The sequence below is a fragment of the Idiomarina aminovorans genome, assembly GCF_023155095.1.
GTDB classification, from domain to species: domain Bacteria; phylum Pseudomonadota; class Gammaproteobacteria; order Enterobacterales; family Alteromonadaceae; genus Idiomarina; species Idiomarina aminovorans.
This window is the reverse complement of the sequence record NZ_JAKNDA010000002.1, coordinates 282,578-297,017: the sequence shown is the minus strand read 5'-3', so window position 1 is coordinate 297,017 and position 14,440 is coordinate 282,578. Positions and strand designations below refer to the sequence as shown.

General features: G+C 48.4%; 8 protein-coding genes and 1 pseudogene. 1 reads left to right on the top strand and 8 read right to left on the bottom strand.

Annotated elements, in window-relative coordinates:
- Positions 1–106 precede the first annotated feature (106 nt).
- Both L8G48_RS05525 and L8G48_RS05520 read right to left on the bottom strand, forming a co-directional pair.
- A complete protein-coding gene (locus L8G48_RS05525; protein WP_248263606.1) occupies positions 107–3,154 on the bottom strand; it encodes an efflux RND transporter permease subunit in 3,048 nt (1,015 codons plus the stop codon).
- The gene (locus L8G48_RS05520; RefSeq protein ID WP_248263605.1) at positions 3,154–4,224 is read right to left on the bottom strand and encodes an efflux RND transporter periplasmic adaptor subunit; all 1,071 of its coding nucleotides are present in this window, start codon (positions 4,222–4,224) and stop codon (positions 3,154–3,156) included. The genes L8G48_RS05525 and L8G48_RS05520 overlap by 1 nt, the downstream gene beginning before the upstream one ends.
- 107 nt (positions 4,225–4,331) lie before the next feature.
- Here L8G48_RS05520 and L8G48_RS05515 point away from each other — a divergent pair, with 107 nt between their 5' ends.
- Positions 4,332–5,210: a LysR family transcriptional regulator gene (locus L8G48_RS05515; RefSeq protein WP_248263604.1), complete on the top strand. Its 879-nt coding sequence runs from the start codon at positions 4,332–4,334 to the stop codon at positions 5,208–5,210.
- A 116-nt stretch (positions 5,211–5,326) separates the two neighbouring features.
- On the opposite strand, the pseudogene L8G48_RS13605 reads toward L8G48_RS05515, so the two are convergent.
- The 6 genes and pseudogenes from L8G48_RS13605 to aceE all read right to left on the bottom strand — a co-directional run.
- A pseudogene (locus tag L8G48_RS13605) lies at positions 5,327–5,461 on the bottom strand (efflux RND transporter permease subunit); the annotation flags it as partial.
- A gap of 351 nt (positions 5,462–5,812) precedes the next feature.
- Entirely contained in the window at positions 5,813–6,169 is a 357-nt protein-coding gene (locus tag L8G48_RS05505; protein WP_248263602.1) for a hypothetical protein, read from the bottom strand.
- Between the two features lie 43 nt (positions 6,170–6,212).
- Positions 6,213–8,282, bottom strand: a complete 2,070-nt coding sequence (locus tag L8G48_RS05500; protein WP_248263601.1) for a M13 family metallopeptidase — start codon at positions 8,280–8,282, stop codon at positions 6,213–6,215.
- 134 nt (positions 8,283–8,416) lie between these two features.
- A complete protein-coding gene (gene lpdA, locus L8G48_RS05495) occupies positions 8,417–9,844 on the bottom strand; it encodes a dihydrolipoyl dehydrogenase (RefSeq protein ID WP_248263600.1) in 1,428 nt (475 codons plus the stop codon).
- Positions 9,845–9,955: 111 nt separating this feature from the next.
- Positions 9,956–11,731, bottom strand: coding sequence for a dihydrolipoyllysine-residue acetyltransferase (aceF, locus tag L8G48_RS05490; protein WP_248263599.1), 1,776 nt, complete (start codon positions 11,729–11,731; stop codon positions 9,956–9,958).
- A 12-nt stretch (positions 11,732–11,743) separates the two neighbouring features.
- The gene (gene aceE / locus L8G48_RS05485) at positions 11,744–14,416 is read right to left on the bottom strand and encodes a pyruvate dehydrogenase (acetyl-transferring), homodimeric type (RefSeq protein WP_248263598.1); all 2,673 of its coding nucleotides are present in this window, start codon (positions 14,414–14,416) and stop codon (positions 11,744–11,746) included.
- Positions 14,417–14,440: the final 24 nt, after the last annotated feature.

Below are 14,440 nucleotides of genomic sequence, written 5' to 3'. Positions count from 1 at the left end.
ACGGTTCACTAGTGCGGCGCATTATACGGATTTTGGTGCTAAATTCCCATGACACAGGGCTATAAATCAGATAATTCAGGGTATAAGCGGAGTGAATACGCGCCCGTTATGGGCGCGGTACTCGTTGGACTATGGCGTACATTATCGGTACGACAAATAAAGTCAGTACGGTGGCAAATCCAAGACCGAACATAATTACGGTTGCCATGCTGGCAAAGAAGTCATCGAACAACAGTGGGATCATACCTAAAATAGTGGTTGCCGCTGCCATTCCCACTGGGCGCACACGACTCACCGCTGCATCACTTAAAGCTTGAACCGCCTCTTTACCGGAGTCCAGTTCAACATTAACCTGTTCCAGCAATACCACGCCGTTTTTAATCAGCATGCCCGATAAACTGAGGAAACCGAGCAAGGCCATAAAGCCAAAAGGTTTATCCAACAATAATAGCCCGACGGTTACGCCAATAATAGAAAGCGGAACCGTAGTCCACAAAACGGCGGCCTGTCGAATGCTGTTGAACAACAACACGGTAATAATAAACATCGCCAGGAAACCCATCGGCAAGGCACCAAATAGCGCACTTTGTGCTTTACCGGAAGCCTCATGCTCACCGCCCCAGGTTAATTCGTAACCCAAAGGTAATTCAATAGCTTCCAGCTTAGGCCTGACACGTTCAAAAACCTGCGCAGCAGTTTCATCACTGAGCAGGTCGTGATCGGCCATGACAGTGAGTGTTCGCTTACGGTCACGGCGAAGTATTAAAGGGTCTTCCCAGGTTACATCAACCGAGCGTGCTACCTGCGCCAGCGGCACAAAGCGGTCAAATACCGGACTGTAAATTTGCAACTCTTGCCAGTTATCTAAGTCCACCCGCTCTGCGGCCGGAGCTCGCTGCACAATGGGCAGTAAGTCGGTGCCATCCCGATAAACGCCAATTTGTCGACCGACAAAGTTCGCCAGCAGCAAGTTGTTTACATCTGCTTTGGTGATACCCGCGCGCCGACCTGCAGCTTCATCGTATTGCGGACGCAATAGTTTGGTTCGTGTACGCCAGTCGGAGCGAATATTTACCGCACCTTTATCTTCAGCAAGTATGGCCTGGGCTTTTTGACTGAGTTGACGCAATGTATCAATATCCGGCCCCGAGAAACGCGCTTCAATTTTAGCCGGTGTTGCCGGACCAATTTCCACCCGTATCAGTTTATCTTCAATGTCCGGATGTTGTTCGCGAATACGCTGCCGAATGTCTTTCATTAACGTATCCATAGTGTCTTTGTCTTCTACCCGCACTAACAGCTGAGCGTAGCTTTCATAGCTTTTTTCAACCAGGTACGTCAGGGTGAAACGCGGGGCTCCCCGACCAACGGTGGTTGCCACTGAGGTGACTTCGCTTTTCTCCAGCAAATAGTTTTCTAAGCGCTTTGAATCCTGTTCGGTATGACGAATATCGGTTCCCTGCGGGTACCATAGGTCAACATAAAACAATGGTGTTGTCGATGGCGGGAAGAATGCCTGCTTCGCTTGCCCGAATCCAATAACGGCAGCCACCAGCATCGCCACCATGACGACCATACTGATAATACGATGACTCAAGCACACCGATAGCGCTTTTTTGTACCCCCGGTAAACCGGGTGAGAAAAGACATCGCCTTCATTATTACCAATGTCTTTAGACGAATACAAACGGTCGGCCAAAAACGGAATAAGCGTTAACGCTGTCACCCAGCTTAGTAACAACGAAATGAGCAATACCCAGAATAAACTGCCGGCAAACTCACCAGTCGCATCGGATGACAAGCCTATGGGGGCAAAAGCGATAATGCCGATAACGGTTGCACCCAGCAGCGGCCACTGATTTTGCTTCACCACGCTAACTGCGGCGTCCACTTTACTCATGCCTCGCCGCATGCCGACCATAATGCCATCAGCAATCACAATGGCGTTATCCACCAGCATACCCAAAGAAATAATCAGCGCGCCCAGCGAAACACGCTGCAGGTTGATATCACCTATACGCATGAAGATAAAAGTGCCCAGAACAGTCAGCAATAGCACGGTGCCAATAAGCAGACCGCTGCGAAAGCCCATAGTCAACAACAGCGCAATAATGACAATGGCTACCGCTTCAACCAAATTCAGCAGAAAGTCATTCACCGAGCCTTCAACCTGATGCGGTTGATCGTAAATACGCTCAACCGACATTCCTAAGGGCTTCGCATATGCCAGTTCGTCCATTCGTTTTTGCAGGCGTTCACCCACTTCTACCACATTGACGTTATCTGCAAACGACAGCGCCAGCCATAACGAAGCCTTTCCGTTATAGCGCACCACATGATCCGGAATGTCTTTCGTTTCGCGATAGATAGTCGCCACGTCGCTCAAATAAATACGCTGATTGGCGCCGGGGTTACTAATAACCAGTTTGGCCATGTCCTCGACAGTAGCGAACTCACCACTGGTAGCAATGCGCAAGGCTTCCTGTTCGACCGTTACCCGTCCGGCGTTTGCTATAGCGTTTTGTGTTTGCAGTAACTGAGCAATGCGACCGGGAGCCATACCAACGTTAGCCAGACGTGAGCGTGATACCTCAACCACGACCTGCTCTTGCTGCTCTCCGGCCAATGTCACTTTGCCAACACCGTCAACCAACACCAGTTCACGACGCAAAAAATCAGCGTAATGTTCTATGTCTTTATACGAATAGTCTGGCCCGGTAATGGCCATCATAACGCCGTACACATCGGCAAAATCGTCGCGAATAATAGGTTCACTGGTCCCCGGAGGAAGCTGAGGTTTAGTGTCGTTAATTTTGCGCCGCAGTTCATCCCATATTTGATGCAAATGCTCAGACCGATAAGTGCTTTTCATCTCGACCGTTATTTGTGACAAACCCGGCTTAGAAATGGATTTTACGTTATCGACGTAGCTGAGTTCCTGAATAGCGTTTTCCAATCGATAAGTAACTTCTTCTTCCACCTGAAGCGCCGAGGCTCCCGCATATGGCGTGATCACCATCGCCTGTTTAATGGTGAATTTAGGATCTTCCAGACGTCCAAGCTGAGACAACGCAACCAGGCCGCCAATGAGCAGAATAAGGAAAAACATCCAGCTGGTGGTTTTTCGCTCCATGCTGTACTGAGCTATATTCATTACAGACCCCGTTCACGTTGCCATTTACGGACTTGCTGATTGTCTTTCAACTGGTGAACACCGGCTATCACTATGATTTCGCCCTCTTCCAGCCCTTCGATTACCGTCAGGCCATCGTTGGTCATTGGTCCGGTATTCACTTTGCGCTTCTGCACCCGCATGTCGTCATTCACGACCCAGACGTAAGACGTGTTACTGGTTTCAGTAAAGACCGCTTGTGCCGGTATCACCATCCCTATTTGAGAAGAGCGCAGTACCTGATTAATATCGACAATAACAGTTGCCGTCATACCCGGCAGAACATTAAGGTTTTGCGGCTTTGGCAAAGTAAACACGACTTCATAAGAGTTAGTGGCGCCGTCGGACTGCGAATCCCATTCTTTAAGATGAGCTGGATAAGTAAACTCCGGAGCCGCATCAAAACGAACTTCGGGCTGGTAGTCAGTTTGCTTTTTTACTTTAGCAAAAAGCTTTTCCGGCACATTAATGCTGATATCAATCGCGTTGCTAATTTGTAGGGTGACAATTGGTTGCTTAGCCTGCACGTTTTCGTAGGGTTCTACGGCTAGGTTAGCAACCACACCATCAAACGGCGCCGTTAATTTTGTATAGCGCAGGTTGGCTTTTGCGGTTTCATAGTTGGATTTAGCCACCGCCCGTTCGGATTCAACTTGATCGAACTGTCCTTCGGACATAACGCCCTGATTGACCAGAACTTTATTTCGTTCGTACTGCGATGAGGCCAGCTCATACTGAGCTTTAGCCTGGTCCACAGCCAGTTGATAATCGGTTGGATCCAGTTTAGCTATGAGTTCGCCCTGCTTTACTTCGGTACCCGGGCGAGCCGCTAACTCCACAATTTCGCCGGCTACCCTGAACGTCAGCTGCGCAACTTTAGCGGCTTCAACAACCGCCGGGAATTCACGCAGACGAGGACCCTTGGCTTCGCTGACCTGCATCAGGCGTGCCGGCCTGGCTTGCTGTTCAAGGTCATTAACCTCAGTTTGCTCGCTGCAGCCCGCTAAAACGCCCAGAGCAACGACCGTGTAAATGTTGAGTAACCAACGCATGGCTTAAGTTCCGATATTTTTCCGAGAAATTTTATTAAACTAAGTTTACCGCAAGTACAGTTATAGTTATATTGAATTAAAATTAAAAAGAGCATCAGTTAAGCTTAATGAATTTATCCCACCTGCAAATGATGATCACCGTTGCTCAGGTTGGTAGCCTGCAGAAAACCGCCGAGCAACTGAATCGCACTCAATCAGCGGTTAGCATGGCCTTAAAAAAGCTGGAGGAAAATGCCGGTTTTGCCTTGTTTAACCGCGATGGTTACCGGCTGGAACTGACCGAGCAGGGCCGGCACTTTTTACGCCAAGCGGAGGAAGTGGTGCGCCAGCAGCAGCGCCTGCAGTCGCTCGCAACCCAGTTGAAACATGGCGCCGAGCCGTTATTGACCCTGTGTTATGACCATACCTGTGACAGCAAGCTTTGGGTACCCAGCATTCAGCATATTCAGCAGCAATACCCCGCCACTGAACTGCACGTGGATGGAGAATCGCAACTGCGCGCTTTAAAGCGTATTGATAACGGTACCGCCGACTTAGCGCTTTGCCCCTGGCTGCCGCTGTTTCGTCAGTACGGTGACTTTGAAACTTTGCCCGTAGCGCCGTTTGAACTCACTGTTGCCATGTCAGCGGAGTTAATGAACCAGTTTGGCCGTACGCCAAAAAGCCGTCAGGATTTATTAGAGCTGCCGATGCTGGTACCGCAGAACCTGGAAATTGGTATTAACCTGGATTCGGTACTGCGCCTGCCCAGTCAACAGCGTATACGGGTAAATGAAGTCAATACTCAGTTTGAGTTACTGATGGCCGGTTTTGGCTGGGGTATTATTCCTAAGCACATTGCCAATACAGCGTTGGAGCAAGGCAAGCTGGTTGAAATCATCATTCCCGGGTTCATCCAGCAAGTACACCTGGAAATTCACTTAGTGCGCTCCGCCAACAGAACCCTCGGCCCGGCTGCTAATGCTATTTGGGAAAGTTTTGCCTGACGTTCACGTCAGGTGGGGTGGTGGATGCCGAGCGCTGGAGGCTGCAGTGAACCATTGCGGAGGACGCCCGTGAATACATCCCGGGTAAGGTTTTTAACTTTTCAACATGGTCACGCTGCGCCTTTAGCCACTATTTGGTGTCGCTGCTGGTAGTTCTGCAGGTGCTTGTGGGTATTCTCAATCATGACAATAGCGGCGTCTACCAGCGCACCAATAGCAATGGCACTCCCCCCAAGACTTATAATATTGGCGCATAGAGGCTGTAAAGTTTATCACCTTTTTCCACCCAATGACCTTCAACATCAGCAGCGGCTCTTCAACCCAGTCTTCAGCCCAGCTATGAATATGCCGTTGAGCGGACTCCTGCCAACGAACCTGGGCCATGAGTTGGGGCTGCAAATCTTTTCGCTGAACCGAAGCTGTAGTTACCCGGATAGCCTGTTGACTCGACTGTGGCACGGTAAAGCTTTTTTCACTCTCAGCTTGATGCTCTGAATGATTGTGTTCCTGAGCCAAAGATAAAAATGGGATCAGGATAAATACAGCTATCCAATAACGCATGGGTATTTCCTCGAAAACGGTTTAAGACGTAAAAACTAGACTTAAACAGCGTGTTTCGGCGGACGTATCAGCGTTTCTGTAATAACCGGAAGGTTTGAATAAATAGGTGCAGCAGCGTGCGTTAAGGCAGCTGGCGAGAGTTGTTTGAATGGATTCATCAGTGCCAGTTGGCCAGCACAATGTTGGTCGCACTGTTGGCAAAAAGAACTTTCGCTGTCGCAGCTTGACGGTTCCATTGGCAGATCGGCTTCATCGCAACATTCATGTTGTGACATATCATGAGAAGAAGCACTAACGGTATCGGGCATAGGCATAGGCATAGCATGCACTGCTGGTGAAGAAAAACTCCCCACCAGCAGTGCTGTAACTAATACTAAGATGACCGTTAGTGTTTTCATAGTTCCCATATTACCTGACGTGAACGTCAGGCTACGTACGTCTTTACCAGATAGTGACGCGTTTTTCAGCAGGAACAAACAGCTCGTCACCTTCTTTAACATCGAAGGCTTCGTAAAACGCCGGAACGTTCACAACGGTGCCGTTAACACGATATTGTGCTGGTGAGTGCGGATCGCTCATAACTTGCTCACGAACCGCGTCTTCACGATACTTACCGCGCCATACCTGTGCCCAGCCAATAAACACACGCTGCTCACCGGTGAAACCATCCAGAACTGGCGCTTTTTCACCATCTAGCGACATTTTGTAAGCTTCGTACGCAATAGTCAGACCGGCAAGATCACCGATATTTTCGCCCAGGGTCAGGTCGCCATTCACATTCAGACCTTCAATAGGTTCATATTGACTGTATTGCTCAGACAGCCCTTGAGCGCGCTTTTCAAACGCTTCACGGTCAGCGTCTGTCCACCAGCTTTTCAGGTTACCGTCGCCGTCGTATTTAGAGCCCTGGTCGTCAAAACCGTGCCCCATTTCGTGACCAATTACCGCACCAATACCACCGTAGTTCACCGCCATTTCTGCGTCCATATCAAAGAACGGAGGTTGTAAAATACCCGCCGGGAATACGATTTCATTACGTACCGGGCTGTAATAAGCGTTAACTGTTTGTGGCGTCATGCCCCAGTCTTCTTCGTCTACCGGACCACCAATTTTGGCAATTTCTTCTTGATAATTAAATTCGGCATAGGCTTTGTAGTTAGCGACTAAATCGGTTGCCGAGATCTGTAGCTCGCTGTAATCACGCCATTTGCTCGGGTAACCCACTTTCGGATCAAATTTCTCCAGCTTCTCCAGCGCTTTTTCTTTAGTCTCTGCCGTCATCCATTCTAAGTTACGGATAGACTGACCATAAGCGTCGCGTAGGTTTTCGATCAAGATTTCCATTTTCGCTTTGGCTTCTGGCGGGAAGTATTCTTTTACGTAAACCTGACCCAGTACTTCACCCAGAACACTGTTGGTTGCATCAACCGCGCGCTTCCAGCGAGGTTCCTGCTCTGGTGTACCGCGCAGGGTTTTACCATAAAAATCAAAGCGACGCTTGCTGATATCTTCACTCAGTGCAGAGGCATATTCGTTGACCAGACGGAAGCTCAAATAGTCTTTCCACGCCTGCACGTCTACTTCATTGAACAGTTCACCAAAGTCTTCAAAGTAAGACGGCTGACGAATAATCATTTCTTCAACACCAGATAACTCAGAGGTGTCAATAAAGCGTTTAAAGTCGAAGCTTTCCAGCATGTCGGCTACTTCGTCTGCTGATTTTTTATTGTAAGTTTTATCAGCGTTACGACTCTCTACACGACTCCACTGAACTTCAGCCAGTTGAGTTTCCAATTTCAGAATTCGCTGTGCAGCGTCATCAGCGTCTTCAACACCGACCATACCGAGAATATCTTGCGCGTATTCTACGTAGGCATCGCGAAATTCTTCGAATTTTTCATCGTCTTTCAGGTAGTAATCACGGTCAGGCAAACCTAAGCCTGATTGAGAAATGTACATAGCGTTAGTTTGTGGATTTTTCGCATCCGGATAGACATAGAAACCAAATGGAATGGATACGCCACCACGGAACATCCGCGCCATGTGCTCAGCTACCGAGTCATGATCTTCTAATGCCTGAATGGCTGCTAAGTCATTAGCAATTGGCTTTGCACCAAGTTCGTTCAGTGTTTCAACATCCATAAAGGCATTGAAAAAGTCGCCAATTTTGCGCTCATTTGTGCCCGGCTCCGGGTTCTTTGCGGCTGCTTTTTCAATAATGTCGCGTAAACGTTTTTGGTTTTGTTGGCGCAAGTCAAAAAACGAGCCAACCGATGAACGGTCAGAAGGAATTTCGGCTTCATCAATCCAGGTACCATTTACGTAACGGAATAAGTCATTCTGCGGTTTAACGCTGTGATCAAAGTTTTCCAGTACAACACCAGAGCCCAGTTCTTGTTTTGCTTCTTCAGCCGGCTGGGTTTGTTGCTTAGATTCTTGCTGCTGCGGTGAGCATGCACCCAGCGTTAATACCATAGAAACGCCAAGCGCTACAGCGGTCAATTTTTTCATTGGTCGTTACCTTTTCTTTAGTGTCTATTATTTTAACCTCCCTAAACTAGCGCATTGTGAAATTCAGCGCAAAAAAAACGACCACATTCACGATGAATGTGGTCGTTTTACCGATGATTTATCGTAACAAAGTGTTACTTCTTCTTTTTCGCCTTAGGATTCGGCATATCGGTAATAGAACCTTCCTGAAGTTCAGCGGCTAAGCCAACCGATTCATGCAAGGTTGGGTGCGCATGAACCGTCAGCGCGATATCTTCTGCATCACAGCCCATTTCGATGGCTAAGCAGACTTCGCCTAACAATTCGCCGGCATTGCTACCACAAATAGCACCACCGATAATGCGGTTATTTTTATCGAAGATAAGCTTAGTCATGCCCTGTTCTGCATTGGACGCAATAGCACGACCCGACGCCGACCATGGGAAAGTCACCGCATCATATTCAATACCCTGTTCTTTCGCTTCTTTCTCGGTGACACCTGCCCATGCCACTTCAGGGTCTGTGTACATGATAGAAGGAATAACTTTAGGCTCGAAGAAGTGTTTTTTACCAGAAATAACTTCCGCTGCTACATGGCCTTCGTGTACTGCTTTATGCGCCAGCATTGGCTGACCGATAATGTCACCAATGGCAAAAATATGGTCAACATTCGTGCGCAACTGACTGTCAGCTTTAATAAAGCCGCGGTCATCAACATTAACACCGGCTTTGTCTGCATCAATTTTGTTACCATTTGGCGAGCGGCCAACAGCAACTAATACCGCGTCATACTTAACCGGCTCTTTCGGTGCTTTGTCGCCTTCGAAAGTCACATAAATGCCGTCTTTTTTAGCTTCTACTTTGGTTGCTTTAGTGCTGAGCATGACATTTTCAAACTTACCTTTAATTTGCTTATTAAAGTTCTTAATAATGTCTTTATCTGCAGCAGGAGCCAATTGATCGGTCATTTCCACCACATCAACTTTAGAGCCCAGTGAACTGTATACTGTCCCCATTTCGAGAGCGATGATACCGCCACCTAAAAGCAGCATCTTTTCAGGCACTTCTTTCAGTTCTAAAGCGTCGGTAGAGTCCCAGATACGCTCATCATCGTGTGGAATAAAAGGCAGTTTAATTGCCTGAGACCCAGCCGCGATAATCGCATTGTCAAATTCAATTTCAGTTGCGCCGTCGTCACCTTCAACTTTCAAGGTGTTGCTACCGGTAAACTTACCATGGCCGTTCACGACTTTTACTTTGCGCATTTTCGACATTTGGCCAAGGCCGCCGGTTAATTGACCGACAACTTTTTCTTTATGCTTACGAATTTTATCTAAATCAATTTTTGGCTCACCAAAGTCGATACCCTCGTCCGCTAAATGTTTTGCATCTTCAATGTGCTTAGCCAAATGCAACAACGCTTTTGACGGAATACAACCCACGTTAAGACAAACACCACCTAAGGTGTCGTAACGTTCAACCAAGGTCACTTCCATGCCCAAGTCAGCGGCACGGAATGCTGACGAATAACCACCAGGACCACCGCCTAATATAACTACCTGAGTTTTAATTTTGTCGCTCATGTTAACCCCTTTTTTGTCACAGCAGGTTGAGCCACCAGCTGCGCTTAGTCAACGCTAAATGTGGCGCTATTGTAGCGCGAATTTTTTCGTATTTCCTGCCCAAATTGGTGCTTAAAGCACCAATTTGCGGATATCTCCCAGTACACCACTTAAGTAAGCGGTGAAACGCGCAGCCTCGGCACCATCAATGACACGGTGGTCATAAGACAGCGATAATGGCAGCGTCAGACGCGGTTCAAACTCTTTGCCGTTCCATTTCGGTTTCATCTCGTTACGAGAGACTCCCAAAATAGCCACGTCCGGTGCATTTACAATTGGCGTAAAGGCTGTGCCGCCAATGCCGCCAAGGCTGGAAATTGAGAAGCAACCACCCTGCATGTCAGTGGCTTTCAACTTACCGTCACGCGCTTTGGAGCTAATTTCAACCAGCTCTTCTGACAGCGCGTAAATGCCTTTTTGATCAACGTCTTTAATAACCGGAACCACCAAACCATTGGGTGTATCAACCGCAACACCAATATTCACGTACTTTTTCATGTACAGCGATTCGCCCGATTCCGACAACGACGAATTGAAGGTCGGGAATTGGCGCAGTGCTTTCGCACAGGCTTTCAGAATGAACACCAGTGGTGTGATCTTAAAGCCTAAGTCCTTCTTCTTCGCCACTTCGTTTTCCGACTTACGGAAGTTTTCCAGCTCGGTAATATCGGCTTCGTCAAATTGCGTGACATGCGGGATAGTCACCCAGTTACGATGCAGATTCGGACCTGATTTGCGTTGAATACGCGATAACTGAACCTCTTCCACTTCACCAAACTTGCTAAAATCGACCTTAGGCGGGTCTATTACCTGCAGACCACCACCACCTTGACCGGTTGCACCGGCAACGGCCTTCGGACGGGACAGTTCGTATTTTACAAATTCCTGGACATCTTCTTTAAGGATGCGGTCTTTTGGTCCGCTACCTTTAACTTGCGACAAGTCGACACCAAACTCCCGAGCCACGCGACGTACCGAAGGTGATGCATGAAGAATGCCTTCTTTACGGTCGCTGCGCTGACTGGGGTGATCAGGTACCGGCGGCTGGCGTTCGCTGCTTGGCTTGACGCTACTGCCGCTGTCTTTTTCTTTGTCCTGGTCTTTGTCATCAGAGTTTTTAGCCGGAGCCTCATCAGAGGCTGATTCTTCCTGTTTCGCTGAATCATCTTTTTCTTCTGCTTCAGCTTCATCAGCACCGCCGGATACTTTCAGCTTAGCAATGACAGAGCCCTGCGATACTTTATCGCCAACATTAACCAGCATTTCTTCAATTTCGCCGTCTTCCGGGCAAGGCACATCCATAGTCGCCTTGTCCGTTTCCAGCGTAATCAGACCATCTTCAGCAGAGACTGAATCGCCTTTGGAAACCAGAATTTCGATAATTTCGACATCTTCTTCATCACCAATATCCGGCACTGCAACGTCCATGACTTTGCTGCCACCTGACGACTTTTTCTCAGGCTCAGAAGATTCTTCCGGCTCTTCTTTCTTGTCCTCTTCCTTGTCATCATCTTTCGATTCTGATGCTTTTTCTTCGCCGTTATCGTCAGACTTCTCGTCTTTGTCTTCAGCATTATCGCTGTCAGATTCATCGGCGTCATCTGCTTCACCAGAAGCTTCCAGCATCGCCAGCACATCGCCTTCGCTGATGGTGTCACCTACTTTCACCTTCAGTTCGGTAATTTTACCACCTGAAGATGCGGGAATATCCATTGACGCTTTATCACTCTCAACAGTGACGATACCGTCTTCTTGCTCAACGGTATCCCCTTTACTGACCAGAAGTTCAATTACTTCTACTTCTTCGCCGCCCACGTCGGGGACTTTGAGTTCGATTTGATCGGCCATCTCAGTACCTCCTTATGCTAAACGTGGGTTCAGCTTGTCAGTGTCGATATCGTAGTCTTTGATAGCTTTTGCTACCACTTTCTTATCGATATCACCTTGGTCTGCTAACTCTTTTAGCGCAGCAACCACAATGTATTGTGGATTCACTTCAAAGTGCTTACGCAAATTAGCGCGGCTGTCTGAGCGTCCGAAGCCATCGGTACCTAATACCCGGTAAGAGGTTGGTACCCAGGCACGAACCTGATCGGCGTAGAGCTTGACGTAATCGGTTGCTGCTACTGCCGGTCCTTTTGCCTTTTTCATGACTTGTGTAATGTAGGCTTCCTGCTCTTTTTTCTCAGGGTTCAGCATATTCTGCCGGTCAGTATCCAGACCGTCACGCGCCAGCTCATTAAATGAGGTTACGCTATAAACCGTAGAGTTGATGTCACAGTCTTCCGACAGAATTTTCGCCGCTTCACGGACTTGCTGCAAAATGGTACCACTGCCTAACAACTGAACATCGCCTTTAGCTTTGTTCTTAGCTTTCACTTTATCCAGTTCGTAAATACCTTTGATAATGCCTTCTTCAACACCTTCCGGCATTTCTGGCTGATGGTAGTTTTCATTCATTACCGTCAGGTAATAGAAAACATTTTCCTGATCGCCGAACATGCGTTTCAGGCCATCGTGCACAATAACTGCAATTTCATAACCGTAAGTCGGGTCATAGCTGATGCAGTTTGGCACCGTACCAAAGTGGACCATGCTTTGTCCGTCCTGGTGCTGCAGACCTTCGCCGTTCAGTGTTGTGCGACCGGCAGTACCACCGACCAGGAAGCCCCGGGTCTGGCTATCACCAGCCGCCCAGACTAAATCGCCGACGCGCTGGAAGCCGAACATAGAGTAATAAATGTAGACCGGAATCATCGGCTCGTTGTTTAACGAATAACTGGTACCCGCTGCAACCCATGATGCCATCGCGCCCAGTTCGTTAATGCCTTCCTGAATGACCTGGCCTTTTTTATCTTCACGGTAATAAGCCACCTGATCTTTATCCTGCGGCGTATATGTCTGTCCATGATGAGAGTAAATACCAACTTGGCGGAACAAACCTTCCATACCAAAGGTACGGGCTTCATCCGGAATAATCGGCACAATACGCTTACCAATTTTCTTGTCTTTGAGCAGTGCCGTTAAAACACGAACGAAAGCCATAGTCGATGAAATTTCACGATCGCCGGACCCTTTCAATACGGCATCAAAAGCCTTCAATGCAGGCAATTCCAGATCGACATCGCTTTCCGGACGTCGTACCGGCATGTAACCACCGAGCTTCTCACGACGCTCGTTCAGGTACTTCATTTCGTCGCTGTCGTCGTCAAACTTGTAGTACGGCAAGTCTTCTAATTCTTTGTCTTCAAACGGGATATTGAAACGGTCGCGCATGTGCTTAACCGCGTCTAAATCCATCTTCTTAACCTGGTGGGCAATGTTCTTACCTTCACCCGCAGCGCCCATGCCGTAACCTTTGACAGTTTTCGCCAAAATAACCTGTGGGCGTCCTTTGGTGTTCACCGCTTTATGGTAAGCAGAGTAAACTTTTACCGGGTCATGACCACCACGGTTCAGGCGCCAGATATCTTCATCGGATAAATTCGCCACCATTTCTTCGGTTTCAGGGTACTTACCAAAGAAGTTTTCACGGGTGAACTTACCGCCTTTGGCTTTAAAGTTCTGGTAATCACCGTCAACGGTTTCTTCCATCAGCTGTCGTAGTTTACCTTCGGTATCGCGATACAACAGCGGATCCCAGTAGCGCCCCCAGATAACTTTAATGACTTCCCAGCCAGCGCCATGGAAGTTGCCTTCCAGCTCCTGAATGATTTTACCGTTACCCCGTACCGGCCCGTCTAAACGCTGCAGGTTACAGTTGATAACAAAGGTCAGGTTGTCCAGCTCTTCACGTGCGGCCAGACCAATAGCACCCAGGCTTTCTGGCTCATCGGTTTCACCGTCACCTAAGAAGCAGTATACGCGTTGCTTCGAGCAGTCTTTAATGCCGCGATCGGTCAGGTACTTCAGGAATCGGGCTAAGTAAATAGCCTGAATAGGGCCTAAGCCCATAGACACCGTCGGGAACTGCCAGAAGTCCGGCATTAAGGTCGGATGCGGGTAAGATGGCAAACCTTTGCCATCGACTTCCTGACGGAAGTTGTTCAACTGCTCTTCAGTTAAACGGCCTTCAAGAAAGGCGCGACCATAAATACCCGGTGATACGTGTCCTTGAATAAACAGGAAGTCACCGCCGTCACCGTCACTGGGTGCGCGGAAAAAGTGGTTAAAGCCAACATCGTACAGCATGGCTGAAGAAGCAAAGCTGGCAAGGTGTCCACCCAGCTCTTCACCTTTTTGTGACGCCCGCAACACCATCATCGCAGCATTCCAGCGAATCGCTGAACGAATACGCGACTCTATAGTCTGGTTGCCCGGCATGGTGGGCTCCTGACTGGCCGGAATGGTATTTAAATACGCAGTGGTTGGCTTATACGGTAAATAAGCACCGTTACGGCGTGCTTTATCGACCAGCTGTTCTAACAGGTAGTGTGCTCGCTCGGGGCCTTCTGCCTCAAGCACACCCTCCAGAGCGTCTAACCACTCTTGAGTTTCCTGCTGGTCGACATCTTTATTTAATTCTTCACTCATAGCTATTCCTTACCTTTTTAGCAA

Coding starts and splice junctions, on each gene's coding strand:
- L8G48_RS05525 (WP_248263606.1), bottom strand. CDS start 3,154: ATGAATATAGCTCAGTACAGCATGGAGCGAAAAACCACCAGCTGGATG.
- L8G48_RS05520 (WP_248263605.1), bottom strand. CDS start 4,224: ATGCGTTGGTTACTCAACATTTACACGGTCGTTGCTCTGGGCGTTTTA.
- L8G48_RS05515 (WP_248263604.1), top strand. CDS start 4,332: ATGAATTTATCCCACCTGCAAATGATGATCACCGTTGCTCAGGTTGGT.
- L8G48_RS05505 (WP_248263602.1), bottom strand. CDS start 6,169: ATGAAAACACTAACGGTCATCTTAGTATTAGTTACAGCACTGCTGGTG.
- L8G48_RS05500 (WP_248263601.1), bottom strand. CDS start 8,282: ATGAAAAAATTGACCGCTGTAGCGCTTGGCGTTTCTATGGTATTAACG.
- lpdA (WP_248263600.1), bottom strand. CDS start 9,844: ATGAGCGACAAAATTAAAACTCAGGTAGTTATATTAGGCGGTGGTCCT.
- aceF (WP_248263599.1), bottom strand. CDS start 11,731: ATGGCCGATCAAATCGAACTCAAAGTCCCCGACGTGGGCGGCGAAGAA.
- aceE (WP_248263598.1), bottom strand. CDS start 14,416: ATGAGTGAAGAATTAAATAAAGATGTCGACCAGCAGGAAACTCAAGAG.